The sequence below is a fragment of the Flagellimonas sp. 2504JD4-2 genome, assembly GCF_053642935.1.
Genome location: NZ_JBSIOV010000001.1, coordinates 167707 through 185615, shown reverse-complemented (window position 1 = coordinate 185615; position 17909 = coordinate 167707). Strand labels below are relative to the sequence as shown.

Genomic DNA, 17909 nt, shown 5'->3' with positions numbered 1-17909 from the left:
ATAAATAAAAAAGCCCCGAAATTTTCAGGGCGTATGTCTATGTTAACTCTATATTGAATTGTGTCAATTCCTTAAACTGTAACAAGCGGTCTTCCACTTCATGTTTTTTCAACGACAGCATGCGTTCCGTACCAAATTTCTCAACACAGAACGACGCCAAGTTCGAGCCATGTATAATGGCATTTTTCAAGCTTTCAAATGAAATGTTTTTGGTCTCGGCCAAATAACCTGCAAATCCACCTGCAAAGGTATCCCCGGCTCCAGTAGGATCAAAAACTTCTTCCAAGGGTAATGCGGGGGCAAAGAAAACATGGTCTTTATGAAATAGGAGTGCACCGTGCTCCCCTTTTTTGATGACCACATATTTGGGCCCCATTTCCTGAATTTTAGCAGCAGCTTTGACCAAAGAATATTCATTGGTCATCTGACGTGCCTCCTCATCATTAATGGTAATCACATCGATACGCTCAATAACCTTCATCAACTCATCCCAGGTGTTGTTCATCCAAAAGTTCATAGTGTCCGCTATGATTAATTTTGGTCGTTCTTCCATTTGATTTATTACACCTGTCTGAATGTCTGGATGTAGGTTTCCAAGCATGACCACATCAGCATCCTTAAAATCCTCTGGCACTACCGGATTGAAATCGGCCATGGTGTTGAGCTCAGTGATCAGCGTATCCCTAGAGTTAAGGTCATTGTGATATTTCCCCTTCCAGTAAAAGGTCTTTCCACCTTGCACGATTTCCATTCCGGAAACATCGATATCGCGTTCGGTAAAAATGTCGATATAGCTTTGTGGAAAATCATCACCCACAACCGACACTACCGCCGACTCTACATTGAACTGTGAAGCGGCCAAACCTATAAAGGTTCCTGCACCACCCAATATTTTATCGCTCTTGCCAAAAGGGGTTTCAATATCATCAAAAGCCACACTTCCAACAATCAACAATTTGCCCATCCACTAAAATTTGCTGCAAATATACACTTTCACAATTCCATTTATAGCAACTAAGCGCGATTTTAAGATAAAGAGGTCAAAACGAAGAAGCCAAGGCTTATTTTCTTCCAAAATCCGCAGGAATTTCTCCCCAGGCAGCGGTCTCCCATTTAACAATAGGAGTGTTGTAGCGGTTTTTTTTGAGCCAGTCCTCGGCTCGGGTAATTAACTCAAATAGATGGGCATTTTTAGCATGCCTTTTCAACTTGGTACCACACTTTTTCTTGCGTACCCACCCAATCGCTATTCTAGAATCTGAATAAACAATTCGATTACTGTTCTTACTCTTTAAAAAAGCAAGTCCGTGCACCAGGGCAAGAAATTCACCAATGTTATTGGTCCCTTGTTCAAACGGACCTTGTTTAAAAAGAACTTTCTTTGACTTGGTATCTACCCCTTGATATTCCATCTTTCCGGGGTTTCCGCTGGATGCCGCATCCACCGAAATGGAATTGTAATTGGGGTCGCCTATTTTTAAAAGTTCTTCGGGGGATAATTCCTTTTTCTTTTTGGATTTACCCTTATACTCCAAATAATTGCTGTTAAAGGCTTTTTTGGCCTCGCTGAATTCCGAAAACGATTTGTACTGTGCGCCTTTAAAGCCCTCAATCTGTGCCTTGCAATCGTCCCATGATTCGTAAATGCCTGGGTGTTTTCCTTTCCAGACGACATAAAACTTCTTCTTGGCACCCATTATTTCAGCAGTTTTTCAATGACCTTCGGAAAATGCTCGTACTCCAGCCGATGGACTTTCGCGGCAATAGCATCCGTACTATCGTTTGGGTCAATGGTCGTTTTGGCCTGAAAGATTATAGCGCCCTCATCATAATTTTCATTTACATAATGTATGGTGATACCGGTCTCGGTCTCGGAATTTTCCTTTACCGCTTCGTGTACTCTGGCGCCGTACATTCCCTTACCACCGTATTTGGGCAATAGGGCGGGATGTATGTTGATGATTTTATTCGGAAATGCAGCTACGAGCCGAGAGGGTATTTTCCATAGGAATCCAGCAAGAACAATAAGGTCTGGAGACAATCCCTTCAATAACCTAATGATACTATCGGAGCCAGAAAAAGCTTGTTTGTTGAAATAAAAGGCAGGTACTGCCAACCTTTCGCAACGTTCCAAGACTTTGGCGGTCTTCTTGTTTGTTAATACGGCGGTGACTTCAACATTATTGCTTCCCTGAAAATATGAGATGATGTTTTCCGCATTGGAACCACTACCGGAAGCTAATATTACAACTCGTTTCATTCAATTAAGAATAGATTCAATTTAGGACTGACTTTATGCAGCTAAAGTAATGTACTGAGCCTTAAGATGTTTAATTTGAGGCACATTTTATCGACAAATAGTGTATTTAATCCAAAGTTTTATATTTTTGCCAACGATTAAATTTTTAAAACCGATATAATTATGTCAGACATTGCATCAAGAGTAAAGGCTATCATCGTTGATAAACTAGGTGTTGATGAGAATGAAGTTGTAGCTGAAGCGAGCTTTACCAACGATTTAGGGGCGGATTCCTTGGATACTGTTGAGCTTATCATGGAGTTTGAAAAAGAATTCGATATTCAAATCCCGGATGATCAAGCAGAGAACATTGCAACTGTTGGTCAAGCCATTAGCTATATAGAAGAAGCGAAGTAATATATATGATATTTTACTAAAGATTTTAAATTATCCATGTGATGATCGTCACATGGATAATTTTTTTTTAATTTAGGTTCTAAAGGGTAAAAAATAGTTCAATGCAGTTAAAGCGAGTAGTGGTTACCGGAATGGGCGCACTTACGCCCATTGGCAACAATTTAGAGGCTTATTGGGAAGGACTTAAGAATGGAAAAAGCGGTTGCGCTCCCATTACTTACTTCGATACCGAAAAGTTTAAGACCAAGTTTGCCTGCGAGTTAAAAGGCTACAATGCCCAGGACTTTTTTGACAGAAAAGAAGCCCGGAAACTTGATCCCTTTGCACAATATGCGTTGGTATCTTCAGATGAAGCAATAAAAAACTCGGGACTTGATCTTGAAAAAGTGGACAAGTTTAGAGTTGGTGTCGTTTGGGGTGCCGGAATCGGAGGGTTGGAAACTTTCCAGAATGAAATGATAGGGTATGCCGGTGGTGACGGAACACCAAGGTTTAACCCATTCTTTATTCCTAAAATGATTGCGGATATAGCTCCAGGGAACATTTCCATTAAGCATGGCTTTATGGGACCAAACTATACCACGGTATCTGCTTGTGCATCTTCGGCGAACGCCATGATCGATGCACTCAACTATATACGATTGGGGCATTGCGATGTTATTGTTACTGGAGGTAGCGAAGCGGCGGTCACCATTGCAGGTATGGGTGGTTTTAATGCCATGCATGCATTGTCGACACGTAATGAGAGTCCAGAATCTGCTTCAAGACCGTTCGATGCCACCAGAGATGGTTTTGTCTTGGGTGAAGGGGCGGGAGCCCTGATTCTTGAAGAATACGAACACGCAAAAGCTAGGGGAGCAAAAATTTATGCCGAAGTTTTAGGCGGAGGACTTTCCAGTGATGCGCACCATATGACCGCACCTCATCCCGAAGGGATAGGAGTGGTGAAAGTAATGGAAAATTGTTTGCAGAATGCTGGCCTGAATCCTGAAGACGTGGACGCCATAAATACGCATGGTACATCAACACCTTTAGGGGATGTTGCTGAATTAAAGGCCATTTCAAAGGTATTTGGGTCACACGCCCCTAACATCAATATCAATTCTACCAAGTCCATGACCGGACATTTGTTGGGTGCTGCTGGTGCTATTGAAGCCATTGCCTCTATTTTGGCCATGGAACATGGCTTGGTGCCGCCAACCATTAATCATAGTGTGGTGGATGAAAACATAGACCCTTCCTTAAACTTAACCTTGAACAAGGCACAGGAAAGGGAGGTAAACGTGGCCATGAGCAACACCTTTGGTTTTGGCGGGCACAACGCATGTATCTTATTTAGAAAAATAGGGTAGTTTTGTAAGCAATGAAATTTTCTTCCAAAATATTCAATTCCCATCCGAAAACGGATGGGGATTTTTTTTGGGGCATAAAGAAGATCTTGGGCTTTAAGCCCAAGGATATTGACATCTACAAAAAGGCCTTTTTGCACCGTTCGGTCAATAAAAGAGACTCGGATGGCAATCCCATGAACTATGAACGGCTGGAGTTTTTGGGAGATGCCATGCTGGGCACCATTATTTCCAAGCATTTATACAACGAAGTGCCGGAGGGGGATGAAGGATACCTCACAAAAATGCGCTCGAAGATCGTGAGCAGGAAACACTTGAATGAATTGGGAAAGGATTTAAAATTGCTACAATACGTTGAAAGTAGAATTCCCAAATCGCATTTCGGAGAGAACATCCATGGAAATGTTTTTGAAGCATTGGTGGGGGCCATTTATTTGGATAGGGGCTACCAGTATTGTGAAAAATTCATCAATGCCAAGGTGATAAAGCCTTATGTCGATATTGAGCAATTGGAGGGAAAAGTCATAAGCTATAAAAGTTTGGTGATAGAGTGGTGCCAGAAACAAAAAAAGAGCTTTCATTATGAGGTTTACGAAGATACCGGCAACGATGAGCTTAAACATTTTGCCGTAAAACTCACCATTGGAGAGAAGATCACTGCAAAGGCCCGGGCCACATCCAAAAAGAAGGCCGAAGAAAAAGCTTCAAAAAGGGCATATTTCGCGTTACAGAGTAAAATTGAAAATCCACACCATTAAATAAGTGTAAACTCAAACGTTTTCGTTTGGTTTTAGACCGTATTGTTTTCTTTCAACTAGGCTAGAAAGGGTATTAAGAGTATATTTACGGTTCGCTTTTGAATCATGTTGACAACGCACAAGATATCTGCTGATTTTTACGATGATAATTTTCAGCTTATCGCCATACATTGTGGTTTGGAAGATTATGCCATGGGATATGCCATAAACTCCATTTGCGGATTACATCTGAAACGAATGAAAAGCGACCTTGAATTGAACCAAAATCTTTCCTTTTCAATATTTGAATGGGAAGATGGGTTAAGCGATAATTATTGGACACTCATTGCCAATAAATGCACTATCATGGAAGTCATGCCTTCAACAGGATTATTCGAAAATAACACTTCAATCAGAACAGATTATCTGATACGGGAAAAAAGGGAAGTGGATTATTTTCTAAAAGTGGATGCTGGATGTGAACTATCCATAGAAACCTATGTAAAGGCAATCAACAAAATACCAAGTGTAATAACTGCTTATTGTGTTAATGCACAAACATTAAAATCAAAAAGAAACTTAATCTTTTAGTAATGCCAACTAGAAAAAAGACCAAGATAATAGCAACATTGGGACCTGCAACGAGTAGCAAGGACGTACTTAAGGAAATGATCAAGGCAGGAGTCGATGTGTTTCGTATAAACTTCTCCCATGCGTCACATGATGATGTGGCCAAAAGAATCCAGATGATTCGGGACCTCAATGAAGAAATGGAGGTCAACACATCCATTCTTGCCGATCTTCAAGGCCCCAAATTACGTGTAGGGGTTATGGGAGGTGAAGCAGTTGTAGCACCTGGTGATGAAATCACATTCGCCACGGGGGAACCTTTTGAGGGCAGTGCCAAAAAGGTGTACATGAACTATTCGAATTTCCCAAGGGACGTAAATCCGGGAGAACGTATTTTGCTTGATGATGGGAAACTGATTTTTGAGGTAAAATCCACCAATGGAAAGGATGAAGTTCAAGCAACCGTGATTCAAGGGGGGCCGTTGAAATCGAAAAAGGGAGTAAACCTCCCCAATACTGATATTTCGTTGCCCGCTTTGACAGAAAAGGATATCAAGGATGCCATATTTGCTATCGGACAAGAGGTGGATTGGATTGCACTTTCATTTGTGCGCCATAGCCAAGACCTTATGGATCTTCAGAACCTTGTTAACCAGCACTCTGAACATAAGATTCCAATTATTGCAAAGATTGAAAAACCTGAGGCCGTTGATAATATCGATAAGATTGTGGCTTATTGCGATGGGCTGATGGTTGCCAGAGGAGACCTTGGGGTGGAAGTAGCTGCACACGAAGTGCCACTAATTCAAAAACAACTGGTACTTAGGGCGAAAAAAGCTAGAATTCCCGTAATCATTGCAACCCAAATGATGGAGACCATGATTACAAGTTTGACCCCGACCAGAGCAGAGGTTAACGATGTTGCCAATTCGGTAATGGACGGTGCCGATGCGGTAATGCTTTCGGGTGAAACATCCGTTGGAAATTATCCGGTTCAGGTGATTGAAAAAATGTCGAGCATACTAGTTAGTGTTGAAGGCTCGAGTTTGATCAGTGTTCCGCAGACACCACCTCATATCAGGACCAAAAGATACATTACCAAATCGGTGTGTTACCATGCCGCTATTATGGCAAACGAGATTCAGGCCAAGGCGATTTCAACATTGACAAATAGCGGTTACACGGCGTTTCAGATTTCCGCTTGGAGACCGAGCGCCCATATTTTGGTATTTACCTCCAACAAAAGGATCCTTACCCAATTGAACCTGTTATGGGGGGTCAAGGCATTCTTTTACGATAAATATGTTTCGACCGATGAGACCATTGATGATGTAAACCAAATTGCCTGCAAAAAAGGATTTTTGGATGTTGGCGACATGCTCATCAGCCTTGCGGCCATGCCGATCAAGGACAAGGGAATGGTAAACACCCTTCGTGTTACGGAAATCGAAACCTGTAATTTCTAGAGAGGAGAAGAATAGTTATTAGGCTACCTCTTTTTCAAACGCGATAAAGTTGACCACCTTTCCAGCTTTGTCAAAGACAGGAGAACCTTGGATCCAACATTTATAGGTGGAGCCATCTTTTCTGTAGTTGACCAAAATCACCTCAAAAGGTTGGTGTTGTTTGATGGCGTTGGAAACTTCTTTTCTGGTTTCTTCACTGGTTTGCTCTCCCTGGAACATTTTGGGTTTTTTACCAACTACCTCGTTGGGGCGGTAACCGTTCATGCCATACATATTCTGTGAAGCATAAATGATATTCAGATGGGGGTCTGTGACCACCACTACATGCTCCTTTTTCAAAATCTTGCTGCGAATGGAAAGCTCTCCATGCCATTTTTGCTTTTCCGCTAATTCAATAAGATTTGCAATATCATTCAAATCTTTACAGATGTTATCGAAATGACATGAATGAAAATCCAATGAATTTATAGTGAAGCCTTTTAACTCCAAATTTGCATAGAAATTATTAGCGGCTTCGTCATAATACTTTAACTTTTCCATACCCAATACTATAAAAAGTCCCAATTATGGTAAAATCTGGGCCGGACATTAACATTATTGTTTAAAGATTAACCCAATATCGAACCTCAAACCATATGTAAGTATCAACAAAATATCTGGACTAAAAACGCAAAACCACTAGTTTTAGAGCATTAATCAAGGAGACATTGGCTGATGAGATACGAATATAAAGACCCAAAATTAGGGTCAATACTAGGCTTGACCGACGATATAAAAAGTGATAACCAACGGTTCACTTCAACCGCAAATACCATTAAATTTCTTTGGAATAGAAATGAAGAACCGTTGACCATTGTGGTTGACGATCTGGCATTGGAGTTGAAGCCCAATCAACTGGTTACGGTTACCTATCTGCAGCATGTTTCTTTCGCCAAAACACATTTACCCCTGTCCGCTGTTCTTTTTAACAGGGAATTCTATTGTATTTCGGATCACGATAGTGAGGTTTCCTGTAACGGAATCCTATTTTTTGGAACACAGGATTTGCCCATTATCTCGGTTCCTTCGGACCAGCTCAAAAAATTCAACCTTTGGTTCGATGTTTTTGTGGAAGAGTTTTCCACACCGGATAATATCCAAGGTGATATGCTTCAAATGCTGTTGAAACGGTTGATCATAATGAGCACACGTTTGGCCAAGGAACAGCTTATTGTAAAAACACTTAAGAACGATCAGATAGATGTGATCCGAAAGTTCAACTACTTGGTGGACATGCACTACAAAACAAAACGAAAAGTGAGCGATTATGCCGAAATGCTTTTCAAGTCGCCCAAGACCTTGTCCAATCTTTTTTCCATATACAATCAAAAACCACCACAGCAAGTTATTTTGGAACGACTAGCACTGGAAGCAAAAAGACTTATTCATTTTACCGACAAACAGAACCAGGAGATTGCTTTTGATCTAGGGTTCAACGACCCGGCCCATTTTAGTCGTTTCTTTAAGAAAATGACCCAAATGACCCCCTCCGAATACCGCGAAAACACTTTAGAAATAGCCTAAGGGAAATTTAGGCAAGCCGTCGGGAAATTCCTGCTAACACTCCCCCTCCTTTTCGCAACATCTTTGCATAGTAATTAAAACAAGATAAAGATGAAAGCAAAGGAAAAATCAATTTTTAATCTCATCGAAATTTTCAGAGCGGTCAGAAAACCTGAGCCACAACCCATCATATCTGAAGCGCATTGCGAGCAAAAACATCATCACGATTTCTATTGCGATGCGGAAAAACCATTTGTAAAGAATTTTTAATCCATATAACAACACGTATAAAATTTTAATAATTATGAGCACATTTAATGTACCTACAAGAGAAGAAGTAAGTTCGGCTAACCAAGCCATATTTGACAATTTGGAAAAAGCTGTTGGTTTTGTTCCCAACCTTTTTGCCACTTACGCCCATTCAGAAAATGCATTGGCCAACTACTTGAACCTGTCCAATGCCAAGACATCACTAAAAACTAAAGAAAAAGAGGTTGTAAACCTTGCCGTGAGTGAAGTGAACGGATGTCTATATTGTTTGTCCGCACACACAGCTATCAGCAAAATGAACGGATTCACAGATGATCAAGTCTTAGAGCTTAGAGCAGGTAGAGCCTCATTTGACAGCAAGTTGGATGCTTTGGCAAGATTGGCCAAGAACATTACAGAGAACAGAGGAGCCACGGATGCAGCTGTAGTAGAAAATTTCTTTGCCGCTGGATGGACCAAGGAAAACTTGATTGATACTATCGTTCTAGTGGGAGACAAAACTATCTCCAACTATATCAATAACACTACTGAGATCCCTGTTGATTTTCCGGTAGCACAACCCTTACAGGCTGTTGAAGCTTAACAAAAACAATTAACCCTAATAATTAATTAAGATAAAGATGAAAAAAGTAATTGCAATTTTAGTATTGGCTGTTGGTGTAGTATTCTCGACCAGCGCGCAGGATAAAATGATGAAGGATGCCCCGGTTAAGACCTTGGCATTGGAGCAAACTGCTGGAGAGTTTACCCAAAAACAGATCACTGTTTCTGCCGGAACCTATGTTTTCGATATTACAAACAATGGAGTTGGACATGATGTTGGTTTTGTATTGGTGAAAAAAGGTCAAGACGTAAGCAAGCCGGAAAACCATATCCAAACTGCTTATGTTACGAAACCGGTTAAAACAGGTACATCACAAACCTCTAAGCCCACAAAATTGGAAAAAGGTGAGTATGTATACTTCTGTCCATTAAACCCTACATCGACCGACAATACTTTGGTTGTAAAGTAAGTAAGATGATTTGTGCAAAAAGGGCTCCTTGATTTAAGGGGCTCTTTTTGTTTAGACTAATTCCGAATCTGCCGCTACCGCGCGTGTCCCGTGCGTGGTATCCCTGCTTCAAAATCTTTCCTTCCCACACGATACAATCGTGCGGTAGCAGGGGAGTATTCCAAAATAATTTGTAATCATCAACATTTTTAACCACCGTTTAGCCAGATTACTAGTCCTATCATAATGGACTGATATTCATCTAATTATAGGCTCTAATTTTTGATAATTAATAAAATAAGACTTTAGCCTCTCAATTATAATCGCTTTTTGCCCTGATGTAATTTTCTCGCCTGTATCATCCCACTTTTTGATTGAGTTTGAGTATATACTCCCATTTCTTATTTGAATTTCGGAAATAAATGCTCTATTCTTTTTTTTATCCCAATAAAATAACTGCTCTCCTCGATGAAGTATCCTTATTTTATATTCTTCTACATCTTCAATCATTGGAGCTGTGTAATCATCAAGCTTTAATTCCTGAATATAATTTTTATCCCAAGCCATGTTTAGTCATCTCATTCAGGGTTAACATCAATATGGCCCGTTTTAGAAATTGAACCATCCTTATTCCTTCGTACTATTTTAATCACATTAGGGTTTTGTAACAAGGTAGGTTTTTCAATCCTCCACCATGTTCTTTGCCCATAATCACCAATCTCTTTTGCACCGCTACCGCGCGTGTCCCACACGTGGTATCCCTGCTTCAAAATCTTTCCTTACTACACGATACAATCGTGCGGTAGCAGGGGAAAAATTCAAAGCATTATGTGATATTTTTTCCTCCTTTTAAATATTTGATCTTCTCTACCTTAAAAGGAAATTTTGATAACTTCTCCCTTTCTTCCCATATTTCGTCTAACTCATCAACATCTACTTCAATATTGGCATCTTCACGATAATTAAAACCAAAGTGATCGTATGCCTCAAAATCTAAAGAGTCTAACCAAAGCCGAACCTTACCTTTCTCTAGTTTTGAGTTCTCATGTAAAGAGAAAGTAAAACCTTTGTATTTTGCCTTTGTGCGAACTCTAGAAGCTGACTGAATTTTTTTTATCTCTTTTCCTTTAAGCTCTAGATTTGCAAACCCTGTACTTTGATTTTGCAAAACCACTACCCAACCTGAACTAGTTCCTCTTAACTTACATTCTTTCCCCTCGAATAACCCATAATAACCTGATCTAAACATACTATTCAACTTTGATAAATTTTCCGTCAACTATCTTGCCTTTCAAAACCTCCGTACCATCGTTGAATATTTCCCTAGCCACCGCAAGTTTGTAACTTGTGGCATTTTCAATCTAAAAACCGTATATCAATCCTTAATCAGATTGGTTTTCTGTATCATCCTTTTTTTCGTCCTTAAAAACATCCTCTTTCTTTTCATCTGGATGCTTGTCATAGCCTAACATCTCGACCCTAACTTTACGTTGGTGACGTTTACGAGCTTTTTGCAATCCCTCTTTCTCTTCAGTAGACATTTTATCATAGCGTTCTTTTCTTCTTGTCTTAATTTATCCATCTCCTCAGAGAAGTCTTGATTTTCTTTATCTTTTGAAGTCATAATGTTGTTATTTTTCAATTAACCTTACCTCAATATATTTTCCTACATCTGATTTGTTTAGCATCAGTTATTTATAATATTAGGAGTACTATTGCTTAGTGCAGAATCTACATCAGTTTACTTAAATCTAATCTTAAACAACAGTTGGGGTAATATCCAGCTCAATTGAACTCCAATGACATTCACACGTTAATTTTGATTCTGAGTGTTGAATTATATTTTCAAAAGCAGGAATATTGATTTTTTCTCCTTTTAGTTTAAAATAAAGTTCATGAAAGTGATAATCAGAAACTTTTTTTTCAATCATCTCAAAACCATTTTCTAATAAAAAGTTGAGAACATTTTTAATTGGTTCGCAAATAGGGCAGTCATCTACTGTTTCCATCATTTCAGAGGTATTTCTTTAATGAAGTCTAACTTATTGGCAAAATCGTCGCTACCGTACATGTCCCACGCGTGGTATGCCTGCTTCAAAATCTTTCCTTACTGCACGATGCAATCGTGCGGTGGCAGTGGAAACAGTCAAAGGACAAGGGTTTTCTTTATTAGATGCCTTTATCGCTAAAACGAAAATTAAAAGGTTGGTTTGATTAACTTCTTTTTATCTATGTGATCAGGCATAGGTAAATCATATTTACTTTTTGACCTTTCCTCCCACATTTCCGTGATTTCAGTAAGTTTAACTCGAATGATAAATCCATCAAAAACCTTAAAATATTTTGTCTTATAAAGCTGGTCTTCACTAATTTTTTTCTCGTCATTGACTTTATATAATGAGTATCTCATTTTTTCAAAAGTAGAGGGATTATCTGTTTTTAAGCCAATATAACCTATTTCGGAATCCAACTCCACAAAAAAAGAATATCCATTGAATGTGGCTTTTGTAATAATATAAAATGCATTATCTAAATCATTAATTTTGATTCTTTTAGAAAATTGATTATTACTTTCGTCTAGTTGAAAATCATCCATAATTCCATTAGTTTTATCATATGAAATTAATCTATAATTTTCTTCAATATTTTTATTAAGTCCATGACCATAACACTCCGTAATAGCCATTTCAATTCCTCTATAAAAAGTGTAAGTTCCTTTCCTCATTATTATGGTACTGCTATAAATCTATTTTGACCACTATCAAATATGGCTCTTATTGTTTCTGTCCCATCAGATGCAACCTCCCATAACTCAGCTCCATCGTTAGGTGTATTATATGGAGTTTTCCATTCAGGAACACCTAATTTACCATTGTTACCTGATGTAAAACCGTTTCCTGTAAATGGAAATTTATCTTTAGGTCCGGTAATTCTCGGAACTTCGGCACTAGGTACAGGTGTTTTGTATCTAATAACCCCAAAACTACCATCAGAAAGATTAAAAGCTGTTCCATCATAATCTAATCTCATTCCATAATAAACATCATCAAATGTTGATAGATGTTTAGCATCTTTAGCTGTGGTAACAAAACCTCCTACTTGATAATAAGGGTCTGTATCTCTTAAATACTTAGCTATATCAGCTTTTGGAATAGCTTTTTGTAAAATTGTGTTTCCGTCAGGTAAAGGAATTTCACTTCTTATTGCATCTATCTTTCCTTTTTCTATAGGAGTCATCACATCATATCTCTTCTGTTGCAGTAATTTAAAATCATCAATACTTAGACCTTGCTCACTAGCTAAAGAAGCTATGTCATCTGAAAAACCATTCAGTGAATTAATAAAAGATTTCCCAAATTTTGCACCCTCAGCCTTAACCAGCCCAAGTCCCAAAGTACCATTTTTATCCCTTACAAGGGCTATTTCGGCAGTTTCGGTTGCAATCCCCTCAGTTTTTTTAATGGCCAATTGTCCCAACCCATAAACGGTCTGTTCAGGCTCATCGACCCAATTCTTTGCAACCAAAACCCCATCATCGGTATAGCGCGCTATCTCTATAGATGTATTGGCGCTTAGAACATAGGCCAGGGTATTGTTCCTTAACTTTTTGAACTTTCCTGGCAATGCCCTGAACAAGTTGGCAAGGTTGCTTGGCATCCTGGCCAGCCCCTGTAACAATTTGGATGTCAGTTTTCCCGTTTTCAGAAGGATCTTTGCCTCTGCTATCCCAAAAAAGGCGCTGGCGACCTCAAAGATCAGTTTACCTTGGTTATAGCGTCCCTGTGCATCCATTGACACCGTGTCATCGATATATTGTTCCATCTGCTGAACAACCATCTGCCTGGCCTGCTGAAAGGCACCCTCCTCGGTCACCAACCTGTTGAGCATAATCAGTGTGTCCAGGGTCTTCTTGCGTATATCCAGGCCCCGTTGGGTATGGAAAACAGGGTTCAAGGGGTGCCATGCCGCTGAAAACTCGGCTATGCCATGTGCAAGTTCCAGGACCTCCCAGGCCCCGTCTATAAAGCCTGCATAATACGCCATGGAAAATGCCAGGGGCGTTTCACTGTCCCAAAGGCAGCGTGGCACTATACCCTCCTCTTGTTGGGCAAAACCCTCCCCACAACTTCGCATGAAGCTGAGGGCCGTTTTTAACACATCATGTGCCGTATAGCCTTCTATGACCTCAGCGTCCATATAGGGCAATTGGCCGTTGTATTCTTCCAACAAGCGGTCCAACCCTTCCGATAATGCCACAATGGATGAGCCGATGGCATCCTTTAAATCGTAGGAAAGGGCATCGTTCATCAGGTCCACCAGTTCGTTTTGGGCAATGATGGCTTCAGGGAAGTAGCCATTGCCAAAGCTTACCTTATACTTTACCTGGTTTTTGTGAAAGTCGTAATGGAGCCACAATAGATAATCTTCGTTCCGCACGGACCCCATCCGTTCCATGACGCCCTTAATGTCCCCATCGGAGCCGATATTCGTCCTGTTGGACGTGGACACTATCAATTGTTTGTTATCGGCCAAATGGGTTTCAATGACCCTTGTGTGGTCTCCTTCATCATCTTTAGGCCGCATTTGGGATATGTCAACCAATTCTGGACCGTCCAAGACCCTTTCCTGGACCTTTTCATCCGCAATGGTAAAGTTGATGACCCCGTCAAAATAGCCGTCCCCAGTGATTCGATCACCTTGCGAGGCTCCTTGGATATTCTTGTTCCTTTCAGCATCAATTATCGCCTCCACAGCCGTCTTGGCAGCATCGCTCATGGCTGAAACGGCCTTGGGTGTATGGTCTTCTCCTTCGTTGGAAAGGGCTTGGGTCTTGTTTCTTAGATTTTCCTTTATCTGTTGTAGTTCCGATTGGACCCCTTGGTCCTGGGAGCTTGAGGCAGCTTGATCCAGACCGTTGCTCAGGGTTGCCTCATACCCATGGAGTTCTTGGATCTGTTCCGGGGTTCCGTCCCAATTTTCCAACAACCTTTTAAGATCATCGAATACTTGGTCGATTTCCATGATACCGGACCACCCGGCATCATAGCTGGTCACCACCATGCCCTCCACCATTTGGTGGTCGGTGTTGACCTTGATGTTTTCAAACTCCACCCGTACCCGTGTGTCGGCCAGATAGGGTAGCACGATAAAGCCCCAACCTGAGTAATATCCCGCGCCATGGTCGATCACCGTCTTTACCGTTACAGGGAAGTCACCTGCTGTGAACACATGGTTCGCCCCAAGGTTCTGCAGCGGCTCCCGGTTGGTGATCTCCACCTCCGGCGGGATGCCGCAGTTGTAGTATGCCACTTCTTCCTCCGTAGGGGTGGTGAGCTCATGTACCTCGGAGAATGCCGCCCCGGTATTGGGGCTGCACTCACCGCCCACCCTGAACTCGTACACGGTTCCCCCCTCCAGGTTCCTTAGGATGGCGCTGTTGTCCTGTGTCCATGTCCCGAACCAGTCAGCTTCCCCGTACCCCTTTTTGCGGTACTCCACCCTGTAGGCCATATGCTCGGGGCTGTCCTGCCAGCTGATTTGCACCGTCCTGGAGTCCCTGGCCTCCGAGATGACGTACCCCGGCGGCGGGCAGTCACTCTGGTACTCGAAGTGGTAGATCTCGCTCAGGCCGTTGTTGCGGAACTGGGCGGTCTGTTCAAAGCCGTTGTCGGAGAAGGCCCTTACCTGCCAGCCATAGGTCTTTCCCACCAGCAAAGGGGTATCGGCGGGGCCGTACAGCAGGGTGGTGGCATAGGTGGTGGTCTGGTGGAGCGGTGGGGAGGCCAGGAAGGCGGCCTGCGGGTCCATGCCGGTGTCCCAGAGTTCCTTCAGGGTGAACTCATACTGCACTGCCGGGGCGTTGATGTGCCTCGGGGTCCAGTTGAAGACGATGTTCTGCGGCTCCCGGGCGTTGACCAGCTCCCCGCGGCCGGGAAAGTTGAGCAGGGGCGGTTCGTTGAGCTGCAAATAGGCCGAGGTGCAGCTCCTTCGCGAGAGCGGCTGGCCGGAAATGAAGTCGTACACCTCAAAGCAAAGGGTGAGGCGTCCCTCGGGCAAGAGCTGTCCGTACCGATAGGGTGAGATGCCCAACAGGTTCTGGAGGGAAAAGTAGGGGCGTAGGTCCAGGTTGGAGAACCTTTGGTTGACCCCGCCGTCCAGGAAAATGGGGGCGGCACCGGCCACAAAGTCGGTTGTCCTTATATCAAGGCCCTGCCCCTGTATGTACATCCTCAGGCGCACCTGCCTGCCAGAGTCCTGGGCATCGGTGAGCAAGAGGTTCACAAAGAGCTTTTCGAGGGTGGTGGTCTGGTAGTCGGAGAGCCTGAAGCTATAGGGAGGGACCAATTGTGGGGTGACCTGTACCGGATATATCTGGGCTTTGCCCAAAAATGCAATCAGCAAAAAAAGGAGAAGAACTATGGCTTTTTTCATATCGGATAGACTTGGGAAATAGTGGTGCTCAAAACCAATAATTTCTTAAGCCATTCCATTGTGTTGCAGGATATAGTCGAAGAAATTACCTGCTATAAGTAAAGCCTATATGGAAAAATGAAGGGATTGAATTTATGAATCAACCATATGGGTTGACGGATGCAGAACTTAGACCAATTCCGAATCTGCAAAAAGGCAGGGAGCAATGCTTCTCGACATATAAATGGGCCAATCATTTTTAAAGAGATAGCTTTCGGTGATGGCACTATCGTACAAAAGGTAGAGCCCTCCCGATATTTTTTCGGTTTCTGCCTTGGAGATGTTGACGATATTTTCGCTGACCACTTCCCCGAGATACAGCAGCAGCTCTTTCTTTTGCTTTTGAATTACCCCTAGGAGTTTTTTTTGCTTTGGGGAAAGCTCGCCCAAAGTCTTGAGTCCCCAACAACCATGAAAATCCTCCTCTCGATATATATCCCTCAAGTAATCAAATATGGCCAACAGTTGGTTTTTCCCTTTTTTGCGTTTTGTGACATAACCTTTCAAAGCTTTCAAGAAGCTTTCGTGACGTTCCGTTAAATATGCAATGCAGATGTCTTCCTTTGATTTAAAATGACTGTAAAGTGTGGCTTTGGCAATATTGCATTTGTCAATGATCTCATTGATTCCAGTGGAGTTATACCCTTGGATATAAAAGAGATTACCAGCAGTAGTTATAATATGTCGGTGCAATTCAGGGCGTTGCATGGTCTAAAATATAAAGAAAGGGTTAACTACCATCAAAAATCGAACTTTAATTGTACGGAAACGGATTCATCGTTCTGTTTCTCGATTTTCTTGTCGGTGTTGAGGTTGGACAAGGAAATACCCAATAATCTGACCGAATTATGTAATTCGGATTGGTAAAGCAATTCCCTTGAGGTTTCTAATATAAGATTTTTATCGGCAATAAAATACTGAAGCGTCTTGCTTCGAGTCTGTAAAGTAAAGTCGCTGTATTTGATTTTCAGGGTGATGGTCTTGCCGGCTATATTGGATTTTTTCAATCTTCTTTCAAGCTCATTGGCTATGTTTTCGAGCTTTTCCAACATAAAAATTTCACTGCTCAAGTTTTCAGAAAACGTACGCTCGGCACCCACTGATTTCTGTATACGATGTGGTTTTACCTCACTGTTATGGATTCCGCGAACCACGTAGTAATAGTATTTCCCACTTTTACCAAAATGCTGGTCCAAAAACTCAATGGACTTTTGCTTCAGGTCCGTTCCGGTGAAAATACCCAGTTTGTACATTTTTTCAGCAGTAACTTTTCCCACGCCATAAAACTTTCGGATATCGAGCTTTTCCAAAAACTGGATGACCTCTTCTGGATTGACCGTTTTTTGTCCGTTGGGTTTGTTGTAGTCACTGGCCACCTTGGCAATAAATTTATTTATTGAAATCCCTGCGGAGGCCGTCAAACCTGTAGCTTCCAATATTTTTTGACGAATTTCCTTGGCGATGAGGGTTGCGGATGGGTTTCCCTTTTTGTTTTCGGTCACGTCCAAATAAGCCTCGTCCAAGGAAAGGGGTTCCACAAGATCGGTATACTCAACAAAGATACTGCGCACCTGTTGCGACACCTCTTGGTAGCGATCAAAGCGCGGTTTGACAAAGATGAGGTCAGGACAATTTTTTCTGGCGATATAGCCGGCCATGGCACTACGCACCCCAAATTTTCGCGCTTCATAGCTGGCGGCAGAGACCACCCCTCGTTTTGAACCCCCGCCAACAGCAATCGGTTTTCCCTTTAGCTCGGGATTGTCGTGCTGCTCAACCGATGCATAAAATGCATCCATATCCACATGAATGATTTTTCGTAAGGGAAAATCAAAGTCCATACTCAAATTTAGGGT

At 41.8% G+C, this 17909-nt stretch carries 21 protein-coding genes; 9 read left to right on the top strand and 12 right to left on the bottom strand.

The window, feature by feature from the left end; translation table 11 throughout:
* Nucleotides 1–37 precede the first annotated feature (37 nt).
* The 3 genes from ACULLH_RS00940 to purN form a co-directional block, all read right to left on the bottom strand.
* On the bottom strand, nt 38–964 hold the full coding sequence (locus ACULLH_RS00940) for a PfkB family carbohydrate kinase (RefSeq protein ID WP_454086847.1): 927 nt from the start codon (nt 962–964) through the stop codon (nt 38–40).
* A gap of 97 nt (nt 965–1061) precedes the next feature.
* Complete coding sequence (locus ACULLH_RS00935; RefSeq protein ID WP_454086846.1) at nt 1062–1697, bottom strand: ribonuclease H1 domain-containing protein; 636 nt, start codon at nt 1695–1697, stop codon at nt 1062–1064.
* A complete protein-coding gene (purN, locus tag ACULLH_RS00930) occupies nt 1697–2260 on the bottom strand; it encodes a phosphoribosylglycinamide formyltransferase (protein ID WP_454086845.1) in 564 nt (187 codons plus the stop codon). The genes ACULLH_RS00935 and purN overlap by 1 nt, the downstream gene beginning before the upstream one ends.
* Nucleotides 2261–2422: 162 nt before the next feature.
* On the opposite strand from purN, the gene ACULLH_RS00925 reads away from it, so the two are divergent.
* The 5 genes from ACULLH_RS00925 to pyk all read left to right on the top strand — a co-directional run bounded on the left by ACULLH_RS00925 (nt 2423) and on the right by pyk (nt 6778).
* Nucleotides 2423–2656, top strand: coding sequence for an acyl carrier protein (locus tag ACULLH_RS00925; protein WP_009778413.1), 234 nt, complete (start codon nt 2423–2425; stop codon nt 2654–2656).
* A gap of 101 nt (nt 2657–2757) precedes the next feature.
* Nucleotides 2758–4008: a beta-ketoacyl-ACP synthase II gene (gene fabF / locus ACULLH_RS00920; RefSeq protein WP_454086844.1), complete on the top strand. Its 1251-nt coding sequence runs from the start codon at nt 2758–2760 to the stop codon at nt 4006–4008.
* A gap of 11 nt (nt 4009–4019) precedes the next feature.
* A complete protein-coding gene (rnc, locus tag ACULLH_RS00915) occupies nt 4020–4763 on the top strand; it encodes a ribonuclease III (RefSeq protein ID WP_454086843.1) in 744 nt (247 codons plus the stop codon).
* A 105-nt stretch (nt 4764–4868) separates the two neighbouring features.
* Nucleotides 4869–5333 (top strand): IPExxxVDY family protein, encoded by a 465-nt coding sequence (locus ACULLH_RS00910; protein ID WP_454086842.1) that lies wholly within the window; start codon nt 4869–4871, stop codon nt 5331–5333.
* Nucleotides 5334–5335: 2 nt separating this feature from the next.
* On the top strand, nt 5336–6778 hold the full coding sequence (pyk, locus tag ACULLH_RS00905; protein WP_454086841.1) for a pyruvate kinase: 1443 nt from the start codon (nt 5336–5338) through the stop codon (nt 6776–6778).
* Between the two features lie 18 nt (nt 6779–6796).
* On the opposite strand, the gene ACULLH_RS00900 is transcribed toward pyk, so the two are convergent.
* Complete coding sequence (locus ACULLH_RS00900; protein WP_454086840.1) at nt 6797–7318, bottom strand: PAS domain-containing protein; 522 nt, start codon at nt 7316–7318, stop codon at nt 6797–6799.
* Nucleotides 7319–7492: 174 nt separating this feature from the next.
* On the opposite strand from ACULLH_RS00900, the gene ACULLH_RS00895 reads away from it, so the two are divergent.
* The 4 genes from ACULLH_RS00895 to ACULLH_RS00880 all read left to right on the top strand — a co-directional run bounded on the left by ACULLH_RS00895 (nt 7493) and on the right by ACULLH_RS00880 (nt 9603).
* Nucleotides 7493–8341: a helix-turn-helix domain-containing protein gene (locus tag ACULLH_RS00895; protein WP_454086839.1), complete on the top strand. Its 849-nt coding sequence runs from the start codon at nt 7493–7495 to the stop codon at nt 8339–8341.
* Between the two features lie 90 nt (nt 8342–8431).
* A complete protein-coding gene (locus ACULLH_RS00890) occupies nt 8432–8590 on the top strand; it encodes a hypothetical protein (RefSeq protein WP_454086838.1) in 159 nt (52 codons plus the stop codon).
* A 34-nt stretch (nt 8591–8624) separates the two neighbouring features.
* Nucleotides 8625–9173 (top strand): carboxymuconolactone decarboxylase family protein, encoded by a 549-nt coding sequence (locus ACULLH_RS00885; protein WP_454086837.1) that lies wholly within the window; start codon nt 8625–8627, stop codon nt 9171–9173.
* A 37-nt stretch (nt 9174–9210) separates the two neighbouring features.
* Nucleotides 9211–9603, top strand: coding sequence for a cupredoxin domain-containing protein (locus ACULLH_RS00880; RefSeq protein WP_454086836.1), 393 nt, complete (start codon nt 9211–9213; stop codon nt 9601–9603).
* A gap of 237 nt (nt 9604–9840) precedes the next feature.
* Here the strand turns inward: ACULLH_RS00880 and ACULLH_RS00875 are convergent, their stop codons facing one another.
* The 8 genes from ACULLH_RS00875 to dinB all read right to left on the bottom strand — a co-directional run bounded on the left by ACULLH_RS00875 (nt 9841) and on the right by dinB (nt 17894).
* Nucleotides 9841–10149, bottom strand: a complete 309-nt coding sequence (locus ACULLH_RS00875) for a hypothetical protein (RefSeq protein ID WP_454086835.1) — start codon at nt 10147–10149, stop codon at nt 9841–9843.
* Nucleotides 10150–10408: 259 nt separating this feature from the next.
* A complete protein-coding gene (locus ACULLH_RS00870; protein WP_454086834.1) occupies nt 10409–10831 on the bottom strand; it encodes a hypothetical protein in 423 nt (140 codons plus the stop codon).
* A 133-nt stretch (nt 10832–10964) separates the two neighbouring features.
* The gene (locus ACULLH_RS00865; protein WP_454086833.1) at nt 10965–11123 is read right to left on the bottom strand and encodes a hypothetical protein; all 159 of its coding nucleotides are present in this window, start codon (nt 11121–11123) and stop codon (nt 10965–10967) included.
* Nucleotides 11124–11339: 216 nt separating this feature from the next.
* Nucleotides 11340–11594: a hypothetical protein gene (locus ACULLH_RS00860; protein ID WP_454086832.1), complete on the bottom strand. Its 255-nt coding sequence runs from the start codon at nt 11592–11594 to the stop codon at nt 11340–11342.
* Between the two features lie 185 nt (nt 11595–11779).
* Nucleotides 11780–12307 carry a hypothetical protein gene (locus ACULLH_RS00855; protein WP_454086831.1) on the bottom strand — a complete coding sequence of 176 codons (528 nt, stop codon included), beginning with the start codon at nt 12305–12307 and terminating at the stop codon, nt 11780–11782.
* 2 nt (nt 12308–12309) lie between these two features.
* Nucleotides 12310–15984 carry a fibronectin type III domain-containing protein gene (locus tag ACULLH_RS00850; RefSeq protein ID WP_454086830.1) on the bottom strand — a complete coding sequence of 1225 codons (3675 nt, stop codon included), beginning with the start codon at nt 15982–15984 and terminating at the stop codon, nt 12310–12312.
* Nucleotides 15985–16182: 198 nt separating this feature from the next.
* Nucleotides 16183–16761 carry a TetR/AcrR family transcriptional regulator gene (locus ACULLH_RS00845; protein ID WP_454086829.1) on the bottom strand — a complete coding sequence of 193 codons (579 nt, stop codon included), beginning with the start codon at nt 16759–16761 and terminating at the stop codon, nt 16183–16185.
* A gap of 32 nt (nt 16762–16793) precedes the next feature.
* Nucleotides 16794–17894 carry a DNA polymerase IV gene (gene dinB, locus ACULLH_RS00840; protein WP_454086828.1) on the bottom strand — a complete coding sequence of 367 codons (1101 nt, stop codon included), beginning with the start codon at nt 17892–17894 and terminating at the stop codon, nt 16794–16796.
* Between the last annotated feature and the right edge of the window lie 15 nt (nt 17895–17909).